Consider the following 24655-nt stretch of genomic DNA (forward strand, 5'->3'; position numbering starts at 1 on the left):
CCTTAAGCTTCTGCTTGGCTATCTTGTCCCGTCGGTCGGCATTGAACTTATGCGGCATCGGAAATATCCTGGGTCCCAAAACGGACGCCTGATATCAGCAGCCACCAGATCGATGCAACAACGTCGGCCTGGTCCAGCAGACCGGAGCCGCGCTGGAAAAGATCGTTATCCAGGTCGAAGGGCTAAGCCAACTCGTCGCATCGATCACCGAGTCGTCGCACGAGCAGGCCACAGGCTTGCGCGAGGTGAACGTCGCGGTTAATCACATGGACCAGGCCACGCAGCAGAACGCAGCCATGATCGAGCAATCCAGCGCTGCCAGCCGGTCTCTCGCCACCGAAGCCAAACGCATCGCTGCCCTTGCGTATTCCGATGAAGCCGGCCACCGATTCCGATTTGAAGCCGGCCAGTCATTCCGATTTCATTCCGGCCAGCATTCCGATTTGAAGGCGGCCATTTGTCGGACTGATCCTGGGTCTGTTTGATGTTTGGATCGGGTTTCGTTTCAGGTCAAGCGTGCGGTGTTTCCGGCACTATCGGCGAGCGCTGTTTTCGCATGCTTTCACCGGTGAGATCGATGCGATAGGCGTTGTGAACGAGGCGGTCCAATATCGCATCGGCGAGCGTGGGGTTTGCAATGATTTCCCACCAGTGATCCAGGGGCACCTGACTGGTGACGATCGTCGATCGCCGCTCATAGCGATCTTCGATGATCTCGAGGAGATCGCGTCGCTGATCATCGTTGAGTTTTTCCGGTCCCCAATCATCGAGGATCAGCAGGTCGGTCTTGGCCAGCGCTTTGAGGATCCGGCCATATCGCCCATCGCCTCGTGCAAGGGCAAGTGTTGCGAATAGCCGGGGAACCCGGTGGTAGGCGACGGAGAAATCTTCGCGGCATGCTTTATGGCCGAGTGCACAGGCAAGCCAGCTCTTGCCGACGCCGGCCGGCCCTGTGACGAGGAGGCTGTGGTGCCTGCGGATCCAGTCGCAGCCAGCAAGCGTCATGAACAGATTGCGGTCGAGACCGCGTGCGGCACGGAAGTCGGCATCTTCGATCTGCGCGTCATGGCGAAGCTTGGCAGCCCTGGCACGCGCTTCGAAACGCTTCTGACGGCGCAGAGTTGCCTCGCGTTCGAGCAGTATGGCAAGCCATTCTCCATGCTCGAGGCCGCGCGCTTCGGATTGTGCGTCGAGCTCCTGGAAGGCTGTGGCCATGCCATTGAGGCCGAGTTCACGCAGCATATCGATGGTGGGATTGGTCAGCATTGGTATGTCTCCTCAATGAAAGTAATCAGGGCCACGCAGATTGGCATGGTCGACAATGGCGGTTGGTTCGGTGGAATGGCGCGCCGCCTTGTGGTTGGCCAGCAGCGAGGCGATGCTCTTGCAGTTCACGCCACCGATCTCGACGGCGCGGGCTGAAACGGCTTCGGCCCGATTGCGTTCGATGTCGCGAAACAGGCGAAGCACACCCAGGCATGTTCGAAAGCCCTGTTCGGGATGCGGACGGCTGGCAAGGATTGCGATGATCAAACCTTCTGTCTGCGGAATGGATGCGCCCCAGCGTCGAAAGCGATCCGGTGTCCATTCGGCATAGCGCCGGTGGGAACTGGGCATATGATCCGGGTCGGTTCCATGGCGAGGACCGCCATACCGGCGCTGATGCACGGCGACGCGCTTGCCGCGGTGGAAGATCTCGATGGTGCGTGCTGTCGCCCTCAGATCGACCTGCTGGCGAATGAGGCCATGCGGCACGGAATAAAAGAAGCTCTTGAACTCGACGTGATAATCCGTCGAGACACGGACCAAACGCCATTCGGCGAATTCGTAGTCTTCGACAGGAAGGCTTGCGAGTGCGGCACGCTCGACACTCTCAAACAGTTGTCGGCGACTGACACCCAGTCGGCGCATGACGTGATCGTTGATGCGATCGAGTGCCTGGCTGATGGCGGCATTGGCCTCAGCCAGCGAGAAGAAAGTCTGATTGCGCAGCCGCCCCAAAATAGCGGACTGGGCGAAACGCACTCCATTTTCCACTTTCGATTTATCCCGCGGACGTTTTGGCCGTGCTGGAAGTACGCCGACGCCGTAGTGAGAGGCCATCATGCCGTAGCTGCGGTTGATCTCGGGATCGTAAAAGCTGGCCCGACTGACGCCTGACTTCAGATTGTCGGGAACGATCAGCCGGGGAACGCCTGCGAAGAAACGGAACATCCGGACATGCGAACCGATCCAGTCGGGGAGCGTTTGTGTCCAGGTCGCCTCCGCATAGGTGAAGCTGGAGGCTCCGAGCACCGCCACGAAGATCTCCGCCTCGCGGATCTCACCGGTCTTGCGATCAACGATCGGGATCTTCTTGCCGGAATAGTCGACGAAGACCTTGTCGCCGGCCGCATGCTCCTGACGCATCGTCGGCGAGAGCCGCTGCTCGAAACCGCGAAAGAGCTCACAAAAGCGGGAATAGCCGTAACCCTCAGGATGCGACCCACGATACTCTTCCCAGAGGATAAGCAAGGTGACGCCGGGCTTCTTGAGCTCGACGGCAAGATCGGCCCAGTTCGGCTCGACGCGTCTTCTCGTGCCCTGTTTGACACCGTTGCGAGTGAAGAGTTTGTTCGCAAGCGCATCGTCGGTCAGTTCGCCCGGCAAGGGCCAGCTCAATCCAACCGCTGCTGCGCGCTGCAGGTTATCCTGCACCGTACTGCGCGCTATTCCCAATACGACCGCAATCTCGCGGGAACTGGTCCCGCTTCCGGCAAGCCGCAGCATTTGTCTCAACTGTCTCATGGTCAGCCTTCTCTTTGCCGGCATCAAAAGGTCCTCGTTCATCACGAGGTATCGATGCCAAAAGTTGCTGACCCAGGAGGTTATGTTCAGTGCCGAAAACTGGCCGGTCTTTGATTGGAACGGTGGCCGGCTTCAAATCGGAATGGTGGCCGGTCTTTGATTGGAATGGCGGCCGGCTTCACGTCGGAATCCGCAGCCCTCGCGGCGCGCTTTCAAATGCGCGAAGCAAGCACCGGCGAACGGCGGGCCCGAGCGGCATAACGTGCCGTACACATCGGTGACGAACTGCAGGGGCAAATGGTCGATAGATCGGGGTCGGTAAAACGGAATGCCGCTGCGAGCTTCGATCTCGTTTCAGGTCTCGAACCTAGCTGCCGTATCGCTATACTGGCCGGAAGAGACCGCCAGGTTCGCGAAAAAGCCCGGTTACACGCTCAAAAGCTTTCGAACCGCCTGCAAACCCGGCTGCCACACAATTTGCGTTTGCAAGCGCGGGTAAGCCGTATCAGGCCAACACTTCCAACGAACCAAATTTTCCGCCGCAGAACAGAAGGGGGTAGGCCAGAGTATTGCGTTCTAGATGGGTCACACGGCCGATGAACAGCGTGTGATCTCCTGCATCGACCTCCTGGACGACTTCTGTCAGGAATACCGCGGTCGAGCCCGGCATGACCGGCAAATCATGCAGCCGCACAAAGATGTCGGAGAGGTCCGGATTGTGCCGCCCGGCAAAATGCATGGCCACGTGCTGCATGTCCTGAGATAGGATGCTGACGGCATAACGTCCTGCCTTACGCACTTTCGTGTGCATGCGGGACTTCCGATCGAGCGAAATTGTGATCAGCGGCGGGTCGAGAGAAACGGACATGAAGGCGTTTGCGGTCATGCCATGATCGCCTTCGTCGGTGGTCGTACTGATGACGGTCACCCCTGTCGCGAAGCTTCCACAGGCGTCACGCAAGGCGCGTGCATCAAAGTCAGACATTGAGATCTTCCCTGAATCTGGTGTCGTATGAATGAAGGCTGCCTGCCAGCAGCGCGAGAGGGTCCGGCGCGGCCAGCAGGGCGGCCGCCTCGCCCTCGTGGCCTGACGCGCGTAATGCCCGAATGCGGCTGGAGGAAATAACCGTTCCGTCGGCGCATGTGACAGTGGCTGCGATGCTCGTTGGAAAATACCGGGAGAGGAGGGCTACGTCCCCCTTCTGGTCCTTGCCGAACCGGAAGTCCGCGCCGACATGCACTCTGCGCGGAGCAATCTGAGAGAGATCGGCGAGAAAAGCATCGGCCGGGCGGTTGGCATATGTCTGGCAAAAGGATGCGACGACGATGTAATCCGCACGCAGGCTTGCCAGCCGCGCCAGGTTTTGAGTGGGGGGAGACAGTTGCGATGCCCGACCGAAAAAAATCTTCGGTGGCGGATCGAAAGTCCAGATTACCGCAGGCACCCTTTGCGTCCGCGCATCTTCCACCATCGATCGGATAAGACGTTGATGTCCGAGATGGACGCCGTCGAATGCGCCGATTGCCACGATGCTTGCGGGCAATGAAATCTGTCTGTCGGTCAAGATCCGTGTGAACGGTTCCGGTCTCATGCGATCCTCCTCCGAGAAACTGGGCGGCCCGCTGCCGGGCCGCCAGCCGCATCATTTTTGGAAACCGCCCTTTAGACGGTTGACGTCCCATGGGTTGATCATGTCTGGCGAGAGCCATCCGGTGAGATCGTATTCGTCCATGTAATCGCGCACGATCTGATGCAATGTTTCCATCTCACCGGTCGCCTCGGCGGCCAGCATCGTTTCGATGCGGATGTTTTCATAGTTACCGGCGTAATTGGTTTCGTAAAGCTCGTGCCGGCCGCCGAATTCTGATCCGATTGCATCCCAAAGCAACTTCAGCAGCTTCACGCGATCCACCGCAACCATTCCATTCGATCCGCGGACGAAACGGTCCAGGTAAGGACGAACTTCATCCGATGCGAAATCGAGAGCGGAACTCGGCAAATAGATGAGACCGGAAGCGACGTGACGCTCGATCAGTTCTTTGATCCGGCCATAGGCCATCGGTGCGAAGATACGGGTGGCAAGACCATAGTTCATGTTCGGCAACAGATAGCCATCGGTGCCACTCCACGCCGTAGGGCTTTTGACCATAGCGTCGGACATGCCCCAAAAAAGGTTGCGCCAGCCCAGAACCTCGCCCACGGCCGTTTGCGGACCACGGAAGCTGCGCGATCCCGTCGCTTCCAGCGCCATGGAAAACAGTCCGGATATGAAATCCAGCTTGACCGCAAGCCGCGTGCAGCCATGCAGCGTGAAGCGTGGCACGAAACCCGAAGCAGGAAAGAAGGCATTGATCTTTTCAATATTGCCGTAAATGAACACGTTTTCCCAAGGAACCAGCACTCTGTCGAACACGAGGATGGCGTCGTTTTCGTCGAGCCGGCTGGACAGGGGATAGTCGAACGGTGTGCCCATCACCGCGGCGTTCAACTCGTAGGATGCGCGGCTGATCAGCTTCACGCCTTCGCTCTCCATCGGAGCGGTGAAGATAAGCGCGAACTTCTTTTCCTTGATCGGAATGCCGTAATGGGCAATGAAATTGCAATGCGTCAGCGCGGAGCCGGTAGCAACGACCTTGGCGCCGGATACGATCAGGCCTGCGTCGGTTTCCTTGTCCACCTGCATGAAGACGTTGCCCGTTTCCTCTATCGGAAGGTGGCGATCGATGGGCGGGTTCACGATGGCATGGTTCCAATAATCCATGCGTTCCTGCGTGCGGGAATACCATGCCTTCGCATTGCCGGCATATTCGCCGTAAAAGCCGGAGTTCGCACCGAGCGTTCCAAGGAACGCCGCCTTATAGTCGGGCGCCCGACCCATCCAACCGGCTGCCACCCTTTGGGTTTCGGCGATCGCGTCACGCGAAGCGATCAGATCATCGACCGTTTTCGGTCCCTTGAAGAAGGGATGGGTCCAGCCGCCCGAGCCGGTATCGGTCGGCCGCGCAAGTTGTTCTTTCTTTTCATGAAACTTGTCATACCAACGAGCGACCATACGGGCGGAATTGCGAAACGCCGGATGGGTCGTCACATCCTTCACGCGCTCGCCGTGCACATAGACTGAACGGCTGTCGCGAATGCTCTCCAGAAACTCGGCGCCGGTATAGGGTGTCACTTTCGTTACGATCTGATCCAATTTAATTTCCTCCTCCAAGACCGAAGTATTCAGTCTATAAGTATTGGATCGTAAACCGAATTTCCGAAAGGTATCTCGTGATACCGCGACTTTTTCCGGCATTACCGGAAAGTGCAGAAATGATGAGGTGTGAAATTGAAGACAATCCGTAAAGTCGGTCAAATACTGCGGTTGTTCTCGGCCACGCTGCCCGAGCATTCCACGAGCGAACTCTCACGGGAACTTGGGCTTTCCACCAGTGGTACTCACGATCTGGTGGACGCGCTGGCGCAGATCGGGCTGCTGCGAAAGATTGATCGAGGTCGGTACAGGCTAGGACCGTTGATAACGACGCTTTACCGCGCAATGGAGGACAGCTCGGCTCTGGTGGAGGCTGCCAGGCCCATCATGACCGCCCTTGTCAAAGATCACGGCGAAACCCTGCATTTGACGTTGCAGGACCAGGGCCGCCTACTGGTCCTTGCCGCAAACGAAGGCACGCGCGCATTGCGCGTGTGCAAGGATGTGCTCGAATCGCCGCTGCCCTTGCACAATACTGCCGCCGGACTGATCCATCTGTCTGGCCTAACCCATGCTGCGTTGGAGAACTGGCTGGACGAGCACGCGCACCCTGGCGCCTCGATCGTCTCCCGTTCGACATTCCGAAACCAGCTCGCGGAGATTGCCACAGACGGCTTCTTTGCCGCGCCGCTGGGAAGGGAACCGGATGTCGTCTGTATCGCAGCGGCGGTCTACGGCCATTCCAACCAGCCGCTTGCCGTGTTGTCCATGGTGGTTCCGGAAAGCCGGTATGCCCGCCAGCCGCGCGCCTTTCGCGGGGTTGTCGTCGAGGCTACCGCCCTTGTGTCGCAGCAACTGGGAGACAACCCGAAGGCCAACTGACCTTGGAAAGTCAAAGCAGGCGATCGCGCTCTCGGTCGGGCCGCTTGCGCCCGCAGTCCGTCTCAGGCGCGATCCGGCTGATGGCGCCGTGACGCGAGTGCGGAATATCACCGGTCCTTTCAAGGACCGGTGATATTAAATTCCGAAGTGATCGGAATTACCGCAGACCGGACAGGAAGGATGCGATCTCGCGCAGCGCGTCATCTCCAGACGTCAGGGCGGGCAGGGTGGCAAAACCATGCATGTCTTGAGGAAAATCGCGATACACGACCTTCGTCCCTGCCTCGCGAAGCCGGTCTGCATAGGCCGCACCTTCATCGTGCAGGGAGGGGTCGTGGCCTGCCGTTATGATCAGGGATACCGGCGCGCTGCCCAGATCGGAAACCAGGAGTGGCGAGGCGTCGGGATCCGTGCGCTGGTGGCCCTGCGGGACGTAGTGCCGCCGGAAGTAACCCATGTCATTCTTGGAATACTTAACATTATTGCGGGACGCGCAAGGATTGAACCGTCGATGCCGGTCTATTAATAGCAGAGCATCACACGATGCCCCCGATATGGCGGTTGCTCTTTGAGATCGGATTAGACGCGGCGCGACAGAATTCAGCCCTATCCTTGTTCCCCTAGGTTTACGCTCTGTCGGCTGGCCTTGCGCGCGAATTTACGGGTGACCTCCATAAAATTGATCACTTGCGGCGCTCGGTTGTCCAAGCGCGCATGGACTGTCAGGCCGGTGCCGGGATTGTGCCCGACATAGGGTCGGAAAAGCACGCCAGGGCGTTGCGTTCTGGAGACGGTTTCGGGAACCACCGAAAGGCCGACACCGACCGAAACAAGTGAGATGGCACTTTGAAAGTCTTGCGTAAGCTCAAGTTTCGCCGGGCTGAAGCCTGCCTTCTCGCACATCCCCAAAACGACATCGGCGTAGCTTGGCCGGGGTCGGCGCGGATAAAGAACGAATGTCTGGTCCGCTAGATCTGAGAAGTGGATTTCCGTAAGTTCTACAAGACGAGAATTGTCGGGGATTGCCAGGATTAGATTTTCACGGCACAGAAGTTCACTTCTGAACTCTTCATCCTTCAGCTCAGGCCGTGCGACAGCAAGGTCGATCTCGCGGCTCACAAGCGCCCGCTGCAATTCGGCGTTATTCATTGCGGAAAGTGCCAGCTCAACTTCCGGATAGAGTGAGCGGAAGGATTGTATTAGCGTTGGCAGCACGCCATGAGACGCGGATCCGACGAAGGCGATTCTGATACGTCCCGCCCCCCCCGCTTCCCACGGATCTGGTATCCCGAAACGCAGAGTCCAGACGTTCAAGTATCTGACGGGTGTGGTCCTGAAGGACAAGGCCAGCCTGTGTTAGTCGGATCTGGCTGCGGCTCCGGTCGAACAGTTTAACGCCAAGGTCTTCCTCGAGCGAGGCGATCTGACGTGACAGCGGCGGTTGCGCCATATCCAGCCGCGTTGCCGCCCTGCCAAAATGCAACTCCTCTGCCACAGCCAGGAAATACGTCAGGCGACGACATTCCATATTTCCTCCCTCGATAAGCCCACGTCCATTGCGTATCAACACAAAGCGTTTCCATATGAGACCTTTTTAGTATGATGTGACAAGTTCCACTGCTTGGCAACCCATCTGCCGTTCGCGCTATGGCCACATGAAAGCGAAACCGATCTCCGATCATGACCGCGTTATTCGACGTATATGTTGCGGTGCAATAACTTTGTTTAAACTCGTATTTTTACTCCCGTCATACCTTTAAGGCATGATGAAAGACGCAAATGATGTTGGACGCTGCACGTCGCGCCGTTGCATGATCCGGCCATGAGCACGACATTTGCAATCAACCCGTCGACCAGCGTTTCTCACCCGACGATAGAGCGGGTTGAAACAATGCTGGTCGATCTTCCGACGTTCAGGCCTCACAAGCTGTCTGTCGCGACGATGAACGGCCAGACGCTGATGCTGATCAAAATCCATTGTAGTGATGGCATCGTCGGGATCGGCGAGGGGACCACGATCGGCGGCCTGGCCTATGGAGGCGAAAGCACCGAAAGCATGAAGCTTGCCATCGATACCTATTTCGTGCCCGCGATCGTCGGTCAGGATCCGACACGCGTGCAGGCGCTGATGGCGCGTATCGGCAAGGGCATCAAAGAAAATCGTTTCGCCAAGAGTGCGGTCGAAACCGCCCTGCTCGATGCGCAGGGCAAGCGTGTCGGCGTGCCCGTCAGCGAATTGCTGGGTGGTCGCCTGCGCGATCGCCTGCCCGTCGCATGGACATTAGCGTCCGGCGACACAGCACAAGACATCGGCGAGGCGGAGAAGATGCTGGATCTGCGCCGGCATAAAATCTTCAAACTGAAGATCGGCGCGAAGTCCGTCGCGACAGACATTGCGCATGTGGCGCAAATCAAGCGCGCATTGGGCGAGCGTGGCGCGGTGCGTGTGGATGTCAACATGGCATGGAGCGAAACCGAGGCTGCGTATGGCATGGCGGCTCTGGCCGATGCCGGATGCGAATTGGTCGAGCAGCCTGTAGCCTCGGCTGCCGCTCTTGCCCGGCTGGTGCGCCGCTTTCCGGTGGCACTGATGGCCGACGAGTCTTTGCGCGGTCCGGAAACCGCCTTCGAGATCGCCAAAGGACACGATGTTGATGTCTTCGCGGTCAAGATCGCGCAGAGCGGAGGCCTTTTCAACGCCCAGCGGGTCGCCACCATCGCAGACGCGGCGGGGATCGACCTCTATGGCGGCACAATGCTGGAAGGTGTGGTCGGCACGGTGGCCTCCGCGCAGGTCTTTGCCACATTCTCCCGTCTCCAGTGGGGCACGGAACTGTTCGGCCCGTTGCTGCTGACGGAAGAGATTCTCGTCACCCCGCTGGACTACACGGATTTCGAGCTGACCGTCCCCGTTGGTCCAGGGCTAGGAATAGATCTGGACGACGACCGTGTGACGTTCTTCACGCGTGGCGCGCCGCGCAAAACGATCAGTGTCGCCGGGTAGAGGAGACGATTATGCTTTTTCATGTCCGAATGGACGTCGATATTCCCCGTGACCTTCCGACCTCGGAGGTCACTGATATTCTCGCGCGTGAGAAAGCCTACTCGCAGCAGCTTCAACAGAGCGGCAAATGGCGCCACATCTGGCGCCTGGCGGGCGCGTACGCAAACATCAGCATTTTCGACGTGAACGACAACACGGAGTTGCACGACATTATCTCGGGATTGCCGCTGTCTAAGTTCATGCACATCGAGGTGAAGCCGTTGCTTCGGCATCCCTCGTCGATCCGCGAGACGGATCTCTAAACGCTTTCCGGGCGCGCTCCCTGGAGGTACGGGGGCAGGGTCGGATCCACACGCAAAGAAGGAGGAATGACTATGACTGTGAAGATATTTGATAAGCCGGAAATCCAGGACTTTCTGAAAACTCTGAGTGGGCTCGACAAGGAAGGTGGGTCGCCACGCGTTAAGGAGATCGTTCACCGGTTGATGTCCGATCTGTTTAAAGCGATCGACGATCTCGACATTACACCGGATGAATACTGGACAGGTATCGCCTGGCTGAACGAAATCGGTGCTGCAGGTCAGGCGGGTCTGATTTCTCCCGGTCTCGGCCTCGATCATTTCATCGACGAGCGTCTGGACGCCATCGACGAAGCGATTGGCATCAAGAACGGAACCCCGCGCACGATCGAGGGTCCGCTTTATGTCGCGGGAGCACCGGTCTCGACCGGCTTTGCCCGCCTTGATGACGGCACCGATGCCAACGGGCATACGCTGATCATGCACGGCACCGTTTACGACTCCGACGGCTCACCCTTGCCAGGTGCGTTGGTAGAAGTGTGGCACTGTGACACACGCGGTTTCTATTCTCATTTCGACCCGACGGGACAGCAGGCGCCCTTTAACATGCGGCGCACAATCATCGCCGACGACAAGGGCCGCTACAAGTTCCAGTCCATCTTGCCGCATGGCTACGGCGTGCCGCCCGGCAGCCCGACAGAGCGGCTTCTTTCGGCGCTGGGCCGCCATGGACAGCGCCCCGCGCATATTCACTTCTTCATCAGTGCCGACGGCCATCGCAAACTGACGACGCAGATCAATATCGCCGGCGATCCTTTGCTCCATGACGACTTCGCCTATGCAACCCGCGACGGCCTGGTGCCGGACGTCACCGAACGGGTCGACGAAGCCAGCATCAAGGCGAACAACCTCGACGGACCTTTCGCCGAAATCGAATTCGACATTCAACTCACACATCTTGTCGATGGCGTGGACAATCAGCTCAACGAGCAGCGCAAGCGCGTCGCCGCCTGATCGGCACCGCAGTCTGTCCGGTTCTTTCTGAACCGGGCGGGCTGTGGCTTATGCCGGTAGCTCGGCGAGTCGAGGCTAAGTAAAGCGTAAAAGCCGGAAGCAGCACATGAGCCTGAGATACCTCGATCTTTCTACAAATCGGCTGTTTTACCGAATCGACGGCAATCAGGGCGCAGGCGCGCCCTGGCTGCTGTTCTGCAACTCGCTTGGTACCAATATGAGCATGTGGGACGCGCAAGCGACGGCGCTGTCGCAACATTTCCGGGTCCTGCGCTATGACAGACGCGGCCATGGGCGTTCGCCCGCACCGCTGCCGCCCTATACGCTGTCCGATCTCGGCAGCGATGTCCTTGCCTTGCTTGACGCTCTAAAGATCGACCAGGCACATTTCTGCGGCTTGTCGATTGGCGGGCTGACCGGCTTATGGCTGGGGATCCATGCCGGGGAGCGCTTCGGCAAGATGGCGGTTTGCGCGACGGCTGCCCGGATCGGAACAACTGAGTCATGGGCTGCGCGTATAGAGACTGTCAGGATGAACGGCCTTTCACCCTTGTCCGCCGCCACCGCCGAGCGCTGGTTTTCACCGCAATTCAACAAAAGCCAACCTGACACAGTCGGCAAGGTGCTCGGCAGCTTTGTAGCAACGTCCACGGATGGTTATATTGGTTGCTGCGCGGCACTCGCGGAGGCCGACCTTCGCGCCGATATCGCGAGGATCGACAACCCCGTGCTTGCCATATCAGGCGACGACGATCCGGTCTGCCCGCCGCGGGATTTGGAAGCGATCGCCGCCCATGTACGCCACAGTCGACATGTTTCCCTGCCCGGCCGGCATATCGTCAATATTGAGTCCGCTCCCGCGTTCAACACCGCTCTTCTGGACTTTCTGCAAAGCTGATCCGCGTGTTTAAATATGGACCCGGATCATTTTGGCTGCGTTCAGGCGCATTTCAGAGTAACGGCGATTGCTTGTCCCACGCCGATGCACATTGAGGAGAGCGAATAGAGCCCGCTAGTTTCGCGTAGCCCCAAAGCTGTGGCGCGGTGTACGTCGGCCCGGTACAGCACAAATTGCTTCTCTCAAGTCCTTCATTAGTGGCCAGTTCCATAAATAGTATTACGCCACACAATCTTTGATTGATCCGCTGATAGCCTTCGCCTTAGCGGCGGCGGGACCCCTGAGGCCGTAAGCCATTCTATAATCGCCATTTATTTACTATTTCGGCGTCACATTTTTGCGCATTTCGTCACACGCAGGAGCTGTTTTTTTCTTTTCGCCCAGGCATTTCCCGTATATAAAGTTGTCGCGAAGCAGCGCCGACTTCGCCCTGACGGACGGGAAGACTATCCGTCGTTCTGCGGCAGTTTCGCCATGGCTTCGATGAGGAAGAGAAGAGATTCCACGGCATCAATCGGAACGGCTTCACATAGGCGGAGAGCCCGCCAATTATATGAGAAACTGAGCACATTTGGAGCGTTTGAACCATTGGAAAAGAACGGGAAGATTTTTGTCGCCCCGCCCAAGGACGGAAGCGACTTCAAGGAGTTGTTCAAGCAGTTAGCTGCTGTGGGTGCGGGCCGTGCGGTAGGCACTGACGGCTTTCCCCAGGGGCCGTGGACTCCGGAGCTCTTGGCAGAGGCGATTACGCAGATCGACTCCAATCGGGCCGGAGTCGATTTACGCACCGTCCAACTATGGTTTCAAGAGAACGACAAGGGGATCAGCCCCACCAACATTAACTGGCTGGCTCGGATCTTCGGCTGCGACGATAAGGAAGCGACGAGCGAATGGCTGCTGGAGCTCAGCGCGGCGCAATCACGCCTCACCGCCAAGAGACGAGATTCAAAGAAAGCGGCTGCTACCGCAGCGGCGCCAGATTCTCCCCGCCCACTGACCGTTGAAAATCTCACGCAGCTTGCGGACGACCGGGCACAAAAAGGCGAGGTCGTTCCGCAAAAAAAGGGCTTCAGCTTGGCCAAACGGTCGGAGGCGCTTTTTAGTAGCGGATCTCCCTTGAACCTCCCTGCGTCCACATTCGCTGGCGCCTCTGCCCTCGGATTTTTGTCGTACATCGTGGGGATCCACAGCGTTACATATAGTCGGCCGGATGGGGTCGTAAAACAGGTCGGCTTCCTTTGGGCGCCGAACTGGACGTTCCTATTCATGGTGCTCTTACCGCTATTTTTTTCGTTTGTGACAGAGCTGCTACTCTTTTGGAAACAGGACGCGCGGCTCAGGCTGTTGGCGCAATCCGACCTGTTCGAACGCGAGGCGTCTTGGACGCGCAACGTCCAGGCCTATTCTTACTCGTACTCGGCCGTTTTCGTGATTTGCGTGATATTCGCAGGTGTTTTGCAATGGATTGGCGTGTGCTTGATCCCGCTGCTGCAAGGTGGTGGCGACTACGCGACAAGTTGGGGCACGGTGGCAACTGCGCAACCTAATCTCATATCAGTGCCAGTGGAGATCGTTTTCACGGGGCTTGCATACCTGTATATGTGCCTCTGCTTCTACCTGTTCTTCGCAGGTCTCATTTTGCTCCACACGATCGTTCACGATTTCTGGAGAATCGAAGAAGGAATGATGCCGCGGCTTGGTGGAGAACATCGCCGCGAGGGAGGCGAAATTCGCATCAGGGTCATGCGGGGGATTTTCCGGTGCACCATCGTTGGGGTCCTCGTTGCCATATGCATGAAGGTTCAAAGCTCCTATCTGAGCTCGAACGGAGGGGATATCGTAACCTGGATACTCCACGATTTGTTTTCGGTCGTTTATCGTAATCATCAACCCGCCAACAGCTTCGACTATAGAATGCCAACGCATTATAGCAGCCTCCTTGTCGCCATTTCGGCCTGTGTCGTTTTTCTCTACGGTTCCATACGCCTGAATGTCGGAGCGCGGTTTCGTGAGGTTTTGTGGAAGATGTCGGCAGTCGTTGCCCTACTCTTTGCCAGCTATTTATTGATCGATGCCTTTGACGGCTTCTCAATCCTTCTCATCGCTGCAGCGTTAGTCGCCACATACGGGCTGTTTGATCCAGAGTTCGAGCTGCGGCGATCGCGCAAATCGGAGAGCAATCAAGGTGTATTATAGTTGGCTAGATCGTTGGGACGAACGTCGGGCCCAACGTGGTGAAGGAGCGAAGAAAGCGACGGATTTCATCCTCGACGCCGGTCGCGCCTTTCCCGACGCGGAGGGGGTAGACTCTCTTGCTGATTTTTGTGCCCTTGCGGAACAGGCTGTGTCTGATCCAGGCTTTTACGATGCGCTGGACGGGAGCGGTCAAGGTTTTGAAAGGCATGATTCGTGGCTCAAATTCCCGTCGGAAATTGTCACCGACGTGGAAGAGAACAACACCGTCTGGGCAAAGCTTACCGAAAGTGGCTCGCGCGATCAGGCGTTGGTGATTTTTCATCATTGGAATGCCAGCGCCCGAAATCGCCAGATCGCCCGGTTCTTGTCGAAACGTGGGATCACGGTCGTGGAGATTGCTATGCCCTACCACTTCGAACGCAGCCGACCCGGCGCGCTATACGCCGATTATATGCTCAGCTCAAACCTCGGCCGCACGATCGAATCTTTACGGCAGGCCGTTTGGGATGGGCGAAAGCTCATCCGGTGGCTGAAGAGCGAAGGCTACCGAGAGATCTCGGTTCTTGGGATGAGCCTGGGCTCATGGGTGGCGGGTCTGATCGCTGCGCATGAACCTGCGGTGTCGAAGGCTTCGCTGTTTTTGACGGCCGGAAATCTCGCAGACATGGTCTGGACGGGACGCGCAACCCGATCGATCCGCGACAGCTTAGAACCGGCAATTGCGCTCGCGGATCTCCGGAGGGCATGGGGTCCGCTGAATTTGGAGAATTTCGCGCAGAAACTGGCACGGCCCGATCTCGCGCTTCAGGTAGTTTTTGCGACAAGAGACAAAGTGGTATTGCCCGAGTTAACGAAACGCTTCATCGAAAAACTGTATCAAGCAGGAGCCAAGCCAAGTGTTCTGAAGCTGAACTGCGGCCACTATTCGCTCGCGACGCCACCGTACATTTTGTTTGCGGGTTGGAGCCTGAAGCGTTTTCTGTCGCGCGCAAAAGCTTCGAATAGTGTTGCTCCATCAGCGGTTCAGAAGTCCAGAAGCTAAGAGAGAGCCCGTAGGTTTCATCTAGCTCGTTTTGCGTCAAATCTGGAGAATCCCCTACTTCGGCGCAATCGCGCCTAAGCCGGCAAGCGAGAAACTCATTGCAGGTAGGCCAATCTGCAGCATTTCGTGGACTTCGATGTTCTCCTGCTGCGCACGCGCCTCGAGCCATTTCCGCAAAAATTTGCGTGTGAAACCAATCGGTTGTCGCCGCCGTTTCGTTTTATTTCAGTTGGTTTCGCATCATATCGTGCAATCTGCGGTAATCGTCGTTTTTATGAATTATCAAAACCTGGAAGGCGTCTCGCAAATCAGCCGGGGTTCGGGCTTGTCTCAGGTGGGACGGTCCCAATCGCGGATTACAGCACTCAGGGAAAGCAAAGCCAGCATGAGAGCAGCTATGGAGACTGTCGTACTCGACGATCACTGTATCCAAAGACGAGAGGGGTCAGTTGGGTTAGTCATTTTCGAACGTGATGACATTCTGCTGCGGCACAGGCCGCAGCTCGCAGACCAGACGCTAGGAGATATCGACACCGAGTTCTTGGCAATGCTTCAGGATATGCGCGAGCTTGGCGTTCGCTTCGGGTTTGTTTGGCACCACACAACCTCCCGATCCGATCGTGGTGCGCGCATTGACAGTGCAACGCTTACGCGGCTGCTCGACGATCTCCTGAAGGTCTCGGGCGCCGTACCCGACTTCTGGATAGAGGCAATCCATTCACCGGGCCCAGTTCAACTCCGGCGTTGGCCCGAAACCTCCGATCTCGATGTAATATTGAAACTGACTGAATGGTACGACGTCGATCCGACGATGACGGTCCTGGTGCGCAAGGGAGAGTTCCATCACTACAGCTCAACGACGCCAGCTTTCACGGAAATTCTTTATCCAGGATTAAGCACCGGCGGCCACGACAGCGACCGGCGAGCAGCACTGGTTTGGCTTAAGACGAAAATCAAGCATGCTTTGAAACTGCCGTGAGTTTGGTTCGGCAGTCGAGATCAGATCTACAAAACCGCGTTTGCTGACGCGGCCCACTCGGCTACCGGCTTCGGTCCCGATCCTTGTCCTGCGGGGGGCGAAGTTTGATCGATTTTGACTGATCGCGCTCACGTCGCTGGTAGCGTTCGCGATCCGTCCGACTGTTCTCGGAACTATCGTGCTCCGCATTTGAGCGTGCTATGCGGGATTGGTCGGCGGTACGGTTGCTCGAAGTCCTGTTCTCTATTCCCTGCTCCGCGACGTGGTCGCGACCGGTCGCCGACTTCGTTTCCAAGCTATCCGAGGAGCGCTTACCCTTGCCCGCCTCCGCGCGATCTCGATTCTTGGTTACGCGCGAGTCAAGCTGTAGCCCGACGACCTTACCGATAACTTTCGTTGCTTGCTCGAAGAGCAGACGATCGGCGGGATTTAGGATTTTCGCGGCAACGCTGATGGCGGTCGTCGCCAGCGTCTCCTTCGCTGCTTTCGCCTGAGCGGCGCTGATCGGTGTGGATCGCAGCATGTGTTCTTCTCCTTTCATTCTGGTGGGATCATGTCCTTCGCGCACGGCTATTTCCAACCGACGGTACTCGCGCTTCAGCCCGATCGACAGATCGTGGCTCAGTTCGCGAGCCGTGCTGGGCGAACTTCGGTCCTTCGCAATGCCTTCCAGCATTTGGATAACGCGGCTGATTGACTGCCGGCTCTGATCGAGCCGCTTCCTTGCCTCTTCAAGTTTCGGCGCGGTCGGCTTGTCGCGAAGCTTGGAGATCACCTTTTCGACGACATTGGTCGGTGCGGTCGCGCCCATACGGCGAAACATCTCCCACTCCCATCGTTTGACGGGCGGTGGGCCAGCACGTTCGACGCGCTTTTGACGATCGATAGATATCCCGCGCTCCCGCGCCTTTTCGGCGAAGAGGGACCGCCACTCGGTGAAGTCGCGGATATTGGGATTGATCATCTTGCCGCTGCTGTTTCGTAGCGCGACGATCACATGCAGATGCGGATGCTTATCAAGGTTGCTGCGGTTGTGAACGGCATAAGCATAGCGATGACCGGAAAATTGCTCTTTCAGGAAGTCGCGGCCAGCGAGGATGAACTGATCCCGGTCGACATTGGCCGGCCCAGACAACAACAGGTGCATGAAGTCGCGAGCCTGGCGCGTTTGCATCAACGCACCGACGATCTTGCCCTCCGCCGTGAGCTGCTTGTGATCGCTTGTCGTCGTCTCGCGCCGGTCCGTGGCTTGCCTATAGCGGCCGCTGTTTCCTGGCCGCTCCTCTATCTGTGTCTTCGTCGAAAGCGTTACTTCTGCGCCTTGCCGCTGCATCGCATGCAGAGTGGCTGTGAACCCCTTGGGACCGCTCGAAAACTCCACCGGATAGCGCGAAACCGGCGTGATCCCCTCCATCCGCAATGCTCTGTCAACGCGCACATCGATCGCATGCACGTCATCGATTTCGGCGGCAATGCGATTCTGGCTGCTGCGATCGGATCGGTCCTTCTTTTCATGGGCAATCACCAGCGTGAAATTCAGACGGGTTTGACCTTTCACGCCCTGGCTCACGCTGAACGCGTAGGTCCGATCGGTATCACCAACGTCGCGGAACCCCTCGGACGCAAGTGAGTTCAGTGCGCGGGCAATCTGTTCTCGGTCGCTACTCTCGAGCTCATAGGTTAGCCATAGAACGTCCTTACTTCCTTTCCGGTGCGCGAACTCGCGCTCCCAGGACCGGACGGCTGCGCTGAGATCGGTGACTTCACGGCCATCCTGATCATGCGCCTTTTCTTCCTTGCTTTGGTAGGCAAGGACGTTGCGTGCCGAGGAAGCACCGGCCCCATAGGACAACACCTTGACGACGACGGCATTATTGCCACTCGCCCGGCTGAATGCCGTCGCTGCGCCGGTGTTCCGCGCTGCCGAGGATATCCCGGCTTTCGTCCTCGGCAGCGCCTTTTTCGTTCCACCGCCACCTCCGCCGCGCCGTCGAAGCTCGTCCTCGATGAGGTCGAAATAGCTCGGCAGCCTGCGGCCTTCAGGCCTAGACGCTGAGCGACTTCTGGTGAGGTCGTTCATCGTATCTCCTGATCAGGTCGGTGATAAAGGTGGATGGTCTGACGAAAGCTGCGTCCCGGATTGAGTCCAGGGCGCCCATCACCTCGTCCAGCTTCGCCATGATGGCCGCGCCCAGGATGGCTTGGTCGCGCTCTTCCAACAGAAACTCTTCGTTGCGAAAGGCGAGCTCGCGGAGGAACTGGTGCATGTTTCCCAACTGCCGGTCATGCTCTTCCAGGATCGCGGGTATATGCATGATCTCTCTGGTGACGATGAGTTTCGCGACGAGGTTCACAGAAATATCGAGACGGCTGGCAAGCAGCTCCACGTTGCCAAGGACATGAGCAGGGAGACGGAACATGACGGCTGGTTCGCGCATCTACCTATAGCCCCCTCGCCTTCAGGGCTTCGAGGATCAGTCTGTGGGTCGCCGATGAGAGTTGCTCATGCCGTTCCAGCGACACTCGGAAGATCTTCGTCAGCATGTCGTCGTCGAGGTAAAGGGAGATACGCTTTCGCTTGACCGATCCCACGTCCATATCAGCGTGGGCCTTTACCGCCTGCTCTTCCCGAGTTTTACTTTTGGCTGGAGGGCGGCGGTGCTCTGACCTTGTTTCGCCATCGACGCTCAGCTCTTGCGCCTGAGGAGGATCCTCCGGCATGAGCTTGTCGAGGTCGAGGCTGGTCGGCATGTAGGAGGTCGCATCCTCCTCCACGTCCCTCGCCTGATCTTCTCTCGATCGGGCAAGGGCGAGAATGTTGCCGGCAGGCGTCCTTTCCCTCGACATCGTGCTCAGGCAGCCTCCGCCTGGAGAAGCTCGATGAACTCATTGTTGATCTTCTTCACGAGGTCAATCGCATCGAGCACGCTTTCCGAGGCGCGCCGCTTGGCCGACGGCGTCAGGGAAGGATTGTTCTCGATGCTGGAAAGCTTGGAATAGAGCGACCCGAAGCCGGCGCCGACGTCGCTGAAGTGATTGCTCTTCCGGATGACCGTGTCGACCATCGGAATTCGGCCGCTCGTCAGGATAGCATGGACCTCCGGAAGGGAGCGATTGTGCCTGAGGGCAATCATGTCCACATAGTTCCAGATCGCCGCATACGGGATCGGACCCTGCGCCCGCTTCCTGGAAATCTCCTTGAGGATCGTCGCCACCCTGATGGCTGAGGTCGCGGCCGTCGGTTCCGGTATGACCGGAATGAGGACCGCATCACATTCGTGATAGACCTCGATTGCCCGTTGGTGGACGTATCCGCCGACGTCGTAGATCCGGATATCCGCCGCAGGTGCCTCCGCGAGGCGATCTGCGAACCGGTCATCCGGCGCGACCCGCAGATGCAACAGCGTGCCGTTGGTCGGGAGCAGTCCCCTTTTCATGGAGACATTGTACCAGCGCGTCGACGATTCCTGCTCGTCACAATCGATGAGCAGTGTCCTGTGTCCCTGCTGGGCGAACTCGGCTGCGAGATTGACGTTCAAGGTCGATTTCCCAGCGCCACCCTTGAACGTCGAGATCGCGAGCGAAAGTGGTTTGCCTGTCATGGATCCCTCAGCCTCGAAGTTTCGCTTGGCTCTGCGCCCGCTGGCGAGCCGCGATCAGATCGTCGTTGAGCCTCGTCGCTTCGCGCTCACGGGCTGCGTCTGCCTTGAGATCTCTGCCCGGCCAGAGTTTCAGGATCGGCAGAAGAAGGAGCACGAAGAAGATGATCGTCGTTGCCTTGAACCATCCGAACTGTGCGTAAAGGCCCACTGCCCACTGCCAGAGTGCCCGCGTCCATTCCACCGGGAAGAAGAAGTACGAAATCATCAGGGCAAGGCCGTAGGCAACGAAGGCCGCGATCAGCACACAGGCAGCCGCGAGGATCAAAAAGTTGACGATCAAAATTAGGAGCCACGCAGCCTTAAAGGGGATCGTCACAACCCTGAGGGCCTTTTGATGTACCGACATCTGCCTTTCTCCATGCGCGTACGACATTTGAAAAAGACATACCGCAATCCGCCGAGCTTTTCCAGACTTGCACTGCAGTATAATTTGTGCATGCTGGGCGACAGGCAACCGATGACGGATGCAAGCATGAATCCCGGAGCATGGCGGCTCACTCGCCCCCTCTTCTGCACCATTGCATGCACGATGAACGCCCTGACGCTGGCGGCACAGGACGACGCGACTTTAAAATTTGTCGACGAGTATCAGAAGGCCTACGCGGAAGGGCGCGATCTGATTCCTGCGCCTCAAAGAACCCTCGATCTCTCATCGATCGCCGAGCGGCTCGACCTGCGAACGGTCACACCGGAAGGCGCGCTGAGCGGTAGCGCGTTTCTCGCCTCCGACGGAACCATCGTCAAACTTGCGGGTACCCAAGGCTGCCTCTCGACCGAGGAGGTGGAAGTCGCCGGCCTGCAGACGACTTGCGCGATGGCCTCGCTCGCCGGTTTGACCGCCACCCTCAGTGAGGCCGGGGCGGCTGCCGGAAATGCGTTCCCGTGTCATTTCCTCGGGCAAAATGCCGGCACGCCGACCGTGCGCTTTGCCGAATGCTTTTTTGTGAAGGATGGCGAAGCACAATCGCTTTCTGAGGTGCTCATTGCCAGGGGGCTGGCCTTCGCTGCCCGTAACCGCGCCGGTCGCGCGGTGTTTCCGGAATATGCTGAGGCGGAGGAAGGTGCACAGAGGGCAAGGGCCGGGATCTGGGCAAACGCCCATTTCACGCATCCCTTTGGTGAGCGCTATCGCGGCAACCGCTCCACAAACTGATCCGGATGAGGTTCTTGATGTTAATGTCGACGCTCGCAGTTTCCGGCCTTTACGCAGGCATCACTCTCACGCCGATGCTGGGCAACTCGTACCCTCCGGAAGCATCTCGCCTCCAGCCGACAGTCATTCCGGTCCAGGCGCGTGAAAGTGAAGTGCCGGTTGCAAGCAGCCAAGGTAGTGACCAGCCAGGATTCGTCCCATTCCCAGCACAGGCGCAATTCGAGACTGGCGATACCTGGATTTCTGGCGGTCGGCGATTTCGTCTGTACGGGCTGCAGACGTGTCTGCGAGGAACGTCTGTGACTGTTTCTCCCGGTGTTGAGAGGGACTGCGGGGAACTCAACCTGATCATGGCGCAGGCATTGATCAAAGACACGAGGCCCGTATGCGCGGCCATCAAGGATCTCGATGAACATAACGCCGTGGTCGCCTGCCAAACGACCGCCGGCCAACGTCGCTATGATCTGGCAACCTACATGATCGCTAAGGGATGGGGATTTGCCGCCGTCGACAACACGGGCCACTTGATCGTTCCTGGCTACAGGGTGGCGGAGGAAAGTGCTCGATCGGTTCGCGCGGGACTGTGGGTCTATTCGGACATGCCCCACCCCGTCGCCGTCCTTACCGGCCAAGCGGGAGCGCAGCGATGAAAGGTTCATTGCCGATCTTGTTGCTGACGATGACCGCGACGACCGCAGCCGCTCAGAACCGGCCAGTCGATATCCCCCGTCAAATTTATGGAAAAGTTCAGGTCGTGGACGCGACAACCTTCGAATTCAGGAAAAGCGGACAGACCGTGCGGCTTGCCGGATACGAGGCCCCTCGCCTCGAACAGACGGCAAGAAGCGATGGCATCGATTGGCCAGCCGGTCAGGTCTCGCGGGCCTGGATGATCCTTCGAACGCTTGGACAGGACGTCAACTGCGCACCGATAGGGCGCGACACCAACGGCGTTATCCTCGCTCATTGTTTCGTCGGAGAGACAAACCTCGCCGCCACGGCGGTCGCGGAAGGCATCGGCTACGCCTTCAACTATCGCGGCGAACCTCAGGTGCCCGCCTATTTCGATATCGAGAGGAGAGCTCGAGGACTTGGATATGGTGTCTGGTCCTCGCCAGATCTGCTTCCTCCATGGCTCTACACCGCATCATCGGCAAATAGGGACAAGGCCAGAAGCGCCACGGAAAAACCGGACAGCGGTCTCCCACTACCCCTTCCTATCGGCCCGGATAAATCACTGTCACTCAACGATACGCATGGAGGTTGAATGAATCGCATTGTTGGATCCGCCGCAGCGATCATGTTGTTGTTCGGACTTGCTCCGATGGCACTCGCGCAAGACGGCGCCACCCAGAAGCAGATCGATCAGCGCGACCCCGACTTTTGCGGAGCGGGAGGCGCCGGTTGCGATCCGGCCGAGGTGCAGCAGTGGAAGGCGGTTGGCAACAAACTTGCCGATCTCTCCTCGGCCGACCTCAGCCAATATGCCTATGCCTGTGCAAAGCATCGCGAGTGGAAACGAGACTGCGAGACCGATCCAGTCGCCATCCTTAAGCGGCTCGGGATTGAGGGATATTAAGAGGTGGCGACCGCGGGAACCTCCCATGGCCCAGTCATAGCGGCGGCGATCGCCTTTCTCGTCGGGATTGCCGGCGGTTATGCGATCAATGAAATCGTAAGCAGCAGCCAGGTGACCGATCTTGAACGCGAGATCGTCCGGCTGAAAGACGAAGAGCAGCGAAAAACGCGAACTGGCGCCCCGAGTGACGAGGAGGCAAGCGCTGCGATTGCGAAGTCCGGGCGGGCGATGCGGATTTCGGAATGCAAGCCGCGCCAAGCTGTACCGGGTGTGACCTGCACCGGCATGATTACCACGACTACGGGGTCGTTTGCCGGGGCTACCCAGCCTGGAGTGCTCTCCTTTGCGAAAATAGACGGCACCTGGGCGCAGATCCAATGACCATCCGAAGGAGACGAAAAATGAGACTGACGATTCTGACCGCAGTCATGCTTGGTTCGGCCTTTGCCCCTCCGGTTATGCCGGCGAAGGCCGAGGATGCGTCCTGGGGATGCCAGGTTCTGCTCTGTGCGGCATCGCAAAATCCGTCCTGGCATGGCATTTCCTATTGCGTCGCACCCATGACCAAGCTGATTGCGGCCATGAAGGAGCCGGGGTTTTCGTGGCCAATCTGCCATGAGGCCAATGCCGGCAAGCCGGGGCACGAGATTTTCGATGACTGCCCCGCTGGCACCACCGCTGGCTACAGTTCGCAGGGGGATAATGGCTGGAGGGGCGAGCCTGACCAATGCATCAAGAAGGTTGACGTTTGCCGGTCTCCAAGCCAGCGTGGTTCCGAAGTCGGGCTCAAGGGTACTGTGATAAGCCGGAGCTTTGGCGATCGAGGCGATAGCTGCATCGAGCAGATTGCGACTCCGAGGCCACGCCGCGCAGACCCCTACTTCTTCGATATCCCGAATGACCAGGGCGTGAAACAAAGGTTCTGGTTCAACCTGAGCCAGTAGGCACCGAGCATGCAGCTCACGACGGGATCAAGACGATGGCTTGGCGGCCTTCTTCTTCCGGCGACTCGCCTTCTTCGCTGCTATCCGGGCGAGGTCCTCTGCCGTGACCGTAAACAAATCCTCGATCGAGACGCCCCAAACACGCGTCATCTTGTCGAGCGTTGTCAGCTTCACGTCGCGCATTCCGCGCGTGACCTGCGACATATATGCTTCCGACACCCCGAGCTGCTCACCCAATTCCTTGTTCGTCAATCCGCGCGTGGACTTCAGGCGGTCGAGCCCTATCGCGAGTTTCTCCTGAAAAGTTAGCGACGCCAAGTCTGTGACGTCTGACGGCTCGTGGGGTGCTTCGTGCTTTAACCGCGGCATCAAACGCCACCGTCAGTGGGAGATCTCATCAACGGTTCGCGGAACGACAAACGGCGGCACCCGCGCGCAAGCACATGCCGGCGACAGATGTTCGATTGTTTCGAGGTTCCACTGCTCATTCGATGCCTGACGTCGTCCAGAGACCTAGGGTGCCAAGGGTAACCGCTTTATCGTCTGTCGTTTGCATTCATCTCTTCATAAGTTCGTTGCGCTTCATACACTGTGACGAACAGCCCCTGCAAGGGGACCGTTTGCGGCTTCCGAGATTGAAAAAGCGATCCGCACATTAATGTCGAATTGCATCAGAATTTAACTGCGGTTAAAGTTTTGACACGTTCTGATTGATAGAGGGCAATTGATGGATTGGCTCGAACGGTTTGGTTATCGACTTGATCTGCGGCGGCTCGGCATGGCGGCTTTGATCCTCGCCCTGGTGTTCTTCGTCGCGCGGCTGACCTTCAAAGATAGTCTAACCTTAGGCTATGCCATGGTCGTGCCCTCCTATGTGTTCCTCTCCGCCACGCTAGAAGGCGCTCGGATTCAAAGAGGCAGCTTTCGCGACAGTCGCGGTTGGGCGGAGACGATCGCCGCTATCGCCGGGGCTGTGGGCGTCGGATATCTCGGCTTTAGCCTTTGGTCGATCGGGTATTAAC

30 protein-coding genes are annotated in these 24655 nt (G+C 58.0%); 16 read left to right on the plus strand and 14 right to left on the minus strand.

What is annotated here, in order from left to right; all coding sequences use genetic code 11:
- The first annotated feature begins 236 nt into the window (after positions 1-236).
- Complete coding sequence (locus tag JTP94_RS36040) at positions 237-485, plus strand: hypothetical protein (protein WP_204850956.1); 249 nt, start codon at positions 237-239, stop codon at positions 483-485.
- Between the two features lie 25 nt (positions 486-510).
- Here JTP94_RS36040 and istB read toward each other — a convergent pair whose 3' ends face one another.
- The 5 genes from istB to JTP94_RS13230 all read right to left on the minus strand — a co-directional run bounded on the left by istB (position 511) and on the right by JTP94_RS13230 (position 5981).
- Positions 511-1266: an IS21-like element helper ATPase IstB gene (gene istB / locus JTP94_RS13210; RefSeq protein ID WP_204850957.1), complete on the minus strand. Its 756-nt coding sequence runs from the start codon at positions 1264-1266 to the stop codon at positions 511-513.
- A 12-nt stretch (positions 1267-1278) separates the two neighbouring features.
- Positions 1279-2787: an IS21 family transposase gene (gene istA, locus JTP94_RS13215; RefSeq protein ID WP_409456607.1), complete on the minus strand. Its 1509-nt coding sequence runs from the start codon at positions 2785-2787 to the stop codon at positions 1279-1281.
- A 505-nt stretch (positions 2788-3292) separates the two neighbouring features.
- The gene (locus tag JTP94_RS13220) at positions 3293-3772 is read right to left on the minus strand and encodes a flavin reductase family protein (protein ID WP_204850959.1); all 480 of its coding nucleotides are present in this window, start codon (positions 3770-3772) and stop codon (positions 3293-3295) included.
- Positions 3765-4352 (minus strand): FAD synthetase family protein, encoded by a 588-nt coding sequence (locus tag JTP94_RS13225; RefSeq protein WP_210384109.1) that lies wholly within the window; start codon positions 4350-4352, stop codon positions 3765-3767. The genes JTP94_RS13220 and JTP94_RS13225 overlap by 8 nt, the downstream gene beginning before the upstream one ends.
- Before the next feature lie 78 nt (positions 4353-4430).
- Positions 4431-5981 (minus strand): 4-hydroxyphenylacetate 3-hydroxylase N-terminal domain-containing protein, encoded by a 1551-nt coding sequence (locus JTP94_RS13230; protein ID WP_246754909.1) that lies wholly within the window; start codon positions 5979-5981, stop codon positions 4431-4433.
- Positions 5982-6116: 135 nt separating this feature from the next.
- Here JTP94_RS13230 and JTP94_RS13235 point away from each other — a divergent pair, with 135 nt between their 5' ends.
- A complete protein-coding gene (locus tag JTP94_RS13235; protein WP_204850962.1) occupies positions 6117-6863 on the plus strand; it encodes an IclR family transcriptional regulator in 747 nt (248 codons plus the stop codon).
- 157 nt (positions 6864-7020) lie between these two features.
- Here the strand turns inward: JTP94_RS13235 and JTP94_RS13240 are convergent, their stop codons facing one another.
- From JTP94_RS13240 to JTP94_RS35465, 3 genes are read right to left on the minus strand one after another with little or no spacing between them, the layout of a single operon-like run.
- Positions 7021-7521 (minus strand): alpha/beta hydrolase fold domain-containing protein, encoded by a 501-nt coding sequence (locus JTP94_RS13240; RefSeq protein ID WP_312038161.1) that lies wholly within the window; start codon positions 7519-7521, stop codon positions 7021-7023.
- The gene (locus JTP94_RS13245) at positions 7470-8078 is read right to left on the minus strand and encodes a LysR family substrate-binding domain-containing protein (RefSeq protein ID WP_312038160.1); all 609 of its coding nucleotides are present in this window, start codon (positions 8076-8078) and stop codon (positions 7470-7472) included. The genes JTP94_RS13240 and JTP94_RS13245 overlap by 52 nt, the downstream gene beginning before the upstream one ends.
- Positions 8029-8391, minus strand: coding sequence for a LysR family transcriptional regulator (locus JTP94_RS35465; RefSeq protein WP_246754911.1), 363 nt, complete (start codon positions 8389-8391; stop codon positions 8029-8031). Before JTP94_RS35465 ends, JTP94_RS13245 begins: the two co-directional genes overlap by 50 nt.
- Before the next feature lie 294 nt (positions 8392-8685).
- Between JTP94_RS35465 and JTP94_RS13250 the strand changes: the two genes are divergently transcribed.
- The 7 genes from JTP94_RS13250 (at position 8686) to JTP94_RS13280 (ending at position 16295) form a co-directional block, all read left to right on the plus strand.
- Positions 8686-9867 (plus strand): muconate/chloromuconate family cycloisomerase, encoded by a 1182-nt coding sequence (locus JTP94_RS13250; protein WP_204850964.1) that lies wholly within the window; start codon positions 8686-8688, stop codon positions 9865-9867.
- A gap of 11 nt (positions 9868-9878) precedes the next feature.
- The gene (gene catC / locus JTP94_RS13255; protein ID WP_204850965.1) at positions 9879-10169 is read left to right on the plus strand and encodes a muconolactone Delta-isomerase; all 291 of its coding nucleotides are present in this window, start codon (positions 9879-9881) and stop codon (positions 10167-10169) included.
- A 72-nt stretch (positions 10170-10241) separates the two neighbouring features.
- On the plus strand, positions 10242-11180 hold the full coding sequence (gene catA / locus JTP94_RS13260; RefSeq protein WP_204850966.1) for a catechol 1,2-dioxygenase: 939 nt from the start codon (positions 10242-10244) through the stop codon (positions 11178-11180).
- 106 nt (positions 11181-11286) lie between these two features.
- A complete protein-coding gene (gene pcaD, locus JTP94_RS13265; protein ID WP_246754913.1) occupies positions 11287-12078 on the plus strand; it encodes a 3-oxoadipate enol-lactonase in 792 nt (263 codons plus the stop codon).
- Between the two features lie 588 nt (positions 12079-12666).
- Positions 12667-14274 carry an RcgA family putative transporter gene (locus JTP94_RS13270; protein ID WP_204850967.1) on the plus strand — a complete coding sequence of 536 codons (1608 nt, stop codon included), beginning with the start codon at positions 12667-12669 and terminating at the stop codon, positions 14272-14274.
- Positions 14264-15316, plus strand: a complete 1053-nt coding sequence (locus JTP94_RS13275) for an alpha/beta fold hydrolase (RefSeq protein ID WP_204850968.1) — start codon at positions 14264-14266, stop codon at positions 15314-15316. Before JTP94_RS13270 ends, JTP94_RS13275 begins: the two co-directional genes overlap by 11 nt.
- A 397-nt stretch (positions 15317-15713) precedes the next feature.
- Positions 15714-16295: a hypothetical protein gene (locus JTP94_RS13280; RefSeq protein WP_204850969.1), complete on the plus strand. Its 582-nt coding sequence runs from the start codon at positions 15714-15716 to the stop codon at positions 16293-16295.
- A gap of 61 nt (positions 16296-16356) precedes the next feature.
- Here JTP94_RS13280 and JTP94_RS13285 read toward each other — a convergent pair whose 3' ends face one another.
- The 5 genes from JTP94_RS13285 to JTP94_RS13305 are packed head-to-tail and all read right to left on the minus strand — an operon-like array spanning position 16357 to position 20303.
- Positions 16357-18375: a relaxase/mobilization nuclease domain-containing protein gene (locus JTP94_RS13285; RefSeq protein ID WP_204850970.1), complete on the minus strand. Its 2019-nt coding sequence runs from the start codon at positions 18373-18375 to the stop codon at positions 16357-16359.
- A complete protein-coding gene (locus JTP94_RS13290) occupies positions 18341-18733 on the minus strand; it encodes a hypothetical protein (protein ID WP_204850971.1) in 393 nt (130 codons plus the stop codon). The genes JTP94_RS13285 and JTP94_RS13290 overlap by 35 nt, the downstream gene beginning before the upstream one ends.
- Before the next feature lie 4 nt (positions 18734-18737).
- Positions 18738-19142, minus strand: coding sequence for a hypothetical protein (locus JTP94_RS13295; protein WP_204850972.1), 405 nt, complete (start codon positions 19140-19142; stop codon positions 18738-18740).
- 5 nt (positions 19143-19147) lie between these two features.
- Complete coding sequence (locus JTP94_RS13300) at positions 19148-19897, minus strand: AAA family ATPase (RefSeq protein WP_204850973.1); 750 nt, start codon at positions 19895-19897, stop codon at positions 19148-19150.
- Positions 19898-19904: 7 nt separating this feature from the next.
- Positions 19905-20303 (minus strand): hypothetical protein, encoded by a 399-nt coding sequence (locus JTP94_RS13305; protein ID WP_204850974.1) that lies wholly within the window; start codon positions 20301-20303, stop codon positions 19905-19907.
- 183 nt (positions 20304-20486) lie between these two features.
- Between JTP94_RS13305 and JTP94_RS13310 the strand changes: the two genes are divergently transcribed.
- The 6 genes from JTP94_RS13310 to JTP94_RS13335 are packed head-to-tail and all read left to right on the plus strand — an operon-like array spanning position 20487 to position 23633.
- Positions 20487-21110, plus strand: coding sequence for a thermonuclease family protein (locus tag JTP94_RS13310; RefSeq protein WP_246754915.1), 624 nt, complete (start codon positions 20487-20489; stop codon positions 21108-21110).
- 23 nt (positions 21111-21133) lie between these two features.
- A complete protein-coding gene (locus JTP94_RS13315) occupies positions 21134-21760 on the plus strand; it encodes a thermonuclease family protein (RefSeq protein ID WP_246754917.1) in 627 nt (208 codons plus the stop codon).
- Positions 21757-22377: a thermonuclease family protein gene (locus tag JTP94_RS13320; protein ID WP_204850977.1), complete on the plus strand. Its 621-nt coding sequence runs from the start codon at positions 21757-21759 to the stop codon at positions 22375-22377. Before JTP94_RS13315 ends, JTP94_RS13320 begins: the two co-directional genes overlap by 4 nt.
- The gene (locus JTP94_RS13325) at positions 22378-22689 is read left to right on the plus strand and encodes a hypothetical protein (protein ID WP_204850978.1); all 312 of its coding nucleotides are present in this window, start codon (positions 22378-22380) and stop codon (positions 22687-22689) included.
- A 3-nt stretch (positions 22690-22692) separates the two neighbouring features.
- A complete protein-coding gene (locus JTP94_RS13330; RefSeq protein WP_204850979.1) occupies positions 22693-23070 on the plus strand; it encodes a hypothetical protein in 378 nt (125 codons plus the stop codon).
- Between the two features lie 20 nt (positions 23071-23090).
- Positions 23091-23633: a hypothetical protein gene (locus JTP94_RS13335; protein ID WP_204850980.1), complete on the plus strand. Its 543-nt coding sequence runs from the start codon at positions 23091-23093 to the stop codon at positions 23631-23633.
- Between the two features lie 27 nt (positions 23634-23660).
- Here the strand turns inward: JTP94_RS13335 and JTP94_RS13340 are convergent, their stop codons facing one another.
- Positions 23661-23951 carry a helix-turn-helix domain-containing protein gene (locus JTP94_RS13340; protein WP_246754919.1) on the minus strand — a complete coding sequence of 97 codons (291 nt, stop codon included), beginning with the start codon at positions 23949-23951 and terminating at the stop codon, positions 23661-23663.
- Positions 23952-24360: 409 nt separating this feature from the next.
- Here JTP94_RS13340 and JTP94_RS13345 point away from each other — a divergent pair, with 409 nt between their 5' ends.
- Positions 24361-24654, plus strand: coding sequence for a hypothetical protein (locus JTP94_RS13345; RefSeq protein WP_204850982.1), 294 nt, complete (start codon positions 24361-24363; stop codon positions 24652-24654).
- Position 24655 lies beyond the last annotated feature (1 nt).

Source organism: Martinezella lusitana (assembly GCF_016901135.1).
Lineage (GTDB): Bacteria > Pseudomonadota > Alphaproteobacteria > Rhizobiales > Rhizobiaceae > Rhizobium > Rhizobium lusitanum_D.

Excerpts from the sequence above, each read along its gene's own strand:
- istB (WP_204850957.1), bottom strand. The coding sequence starts at position 1,266 with ATGCTGACCAATCCCACCATCGATATGCTGCGTGAACTCGGCCTCAAT.
- istA (WP_409456607.1), bottom strand. The coding sequence starts at position 2,787 with ATGAGACAGTTGAGACAAATGCTGCGGCTTGCCGGAAGCGGGACCAGT.
- JTP94_RS13220 (WP_204850959.1), bottom strand. The coding sequence starts at position 3,772 with ATGTCTGACTTTGATGCACGCGCCTTGCGTGACGCCTGTGGAAGCTTC.
- JTP94_RS35465 (WP_246754911.1), bottom strand. The coding sequence starts at position 8,391 with ATGGAATGTCGTCGCCTGACGTATTTCCTGGCTGTGGCAGAGGAGTTG.
- JTP94_RS13250 (WP_204850964.1), top strand. The coding sequence starts at position 8,686 with ATGAGCACGACATTTGCAATCAACCCGTCGACCAGCGTTTCTCACCCG.
- catC (WP_204850965.1), top strand. The coding sequence starts at position 9,879 with ATGCTTTTTCATGTCCGAATGGACGTCGATATTCCCCGTGACCTTCCG.
- catA (WP_204850966.1), top strand. The coding sequence starts at position 10,242 with ATGACTGTGAAGATATTTGATAAGCCGGAAATCCAGGACTTTCTGAAA.
- pcaD (WP_246754913.1), top strand. The coding sequence starts at position 11,287 with ATGAGCCTGAGATACCTCGATCTTTCTACAAATCGGCTGTTTTACCGA.
- JTP94_RS13280 (WP_204850969.1), top strand. The coding sequence starts at position 15,714 with ATGGAGACTGTCGTACTCGACGATCACTGTATCCAAAGACGAGAGGGG.
- JTP94_RS13285 (WP_204850970.1), bottom strand. The coding sequence starts at position 18,375 with ATGAACGACCTCACCAGAAGTCGCTCAGCGTCTAGGCCTGAAGGCCGC.
- JTP94_RS13290 (WP_204850971.1), bottom strand. The coding sequence starts at position 18,733 with ATGCGCGAACCAGCCGTCATGTTCCGTCTCCCTGCTCATGTCCTTGGC.
- JTP94_RS13295 (WP_204850972.1), bottom strand. The coding sequence starts at position 19,142 with ATGTCGAGGGAAAGGACGCCTGCCGGCAACATTCTCGCCCTTGCCCGA.
- JTP94_RS13300 (WP_204850973.1), bottom strand. The coding sequence starts at position 19,897 with ATGACAGGCAAACCACTTTCGCTCGCGATCTCGACGTTCAAGGGTGGC.
- JTP94_RS13305 (WP_204850974.1), bottom strand. The coding sequence starts at position 20,303 with ATGTCGGTACATCAAAAGGCCCTCAGGGTTGTGACGATCCCCTTTAAG.
- JTP94_RS13310 (WP_246754915.1), top strand. The coding sequence starts at position 20,487 with ATGAACGCCCTGACGCTGGCGGCACAGGACGACGCGACTTTAAAATTT.
- JTP94_RS13315 (WP_246754917.1), top strand. The coding sequence starts at position 21,134 with ATGTCGACGCTCGCAGTTTCCGGCCTTTACGCAGGCATCACTCTCACG.
- JTP94_RS13320 (WP_204850977.1), top strand. The coding sequence starts at position 21,757 with ATGAAAGGTTCATTGCCGATCTTGTTGCTGACGATGACCGCGACGACC.
- JTP94_RS13325 (WP_204850978.1), top strand. The coding sequence starts at position 22,378 with ATGAATCGCATTGTTGGATCCGCCGCAGCGATCATGTTGTTGTTCGGA.
- JTP94_RS13335 (WP_204850980.1), top strand. The coding sequence starts at position 23,091 with ATGAGACTGACGATTCTGACCGCAGTCATGCTTGGTTCGGCCTTTGCC.
- JTP94_RS13345 (WP_204850982.1), top strand. The coding sequence starts at position 24,361 with ATGGATTGGCTCGAACGGTTTGGTTATCGACTTGATCTGCGGCGGCTC.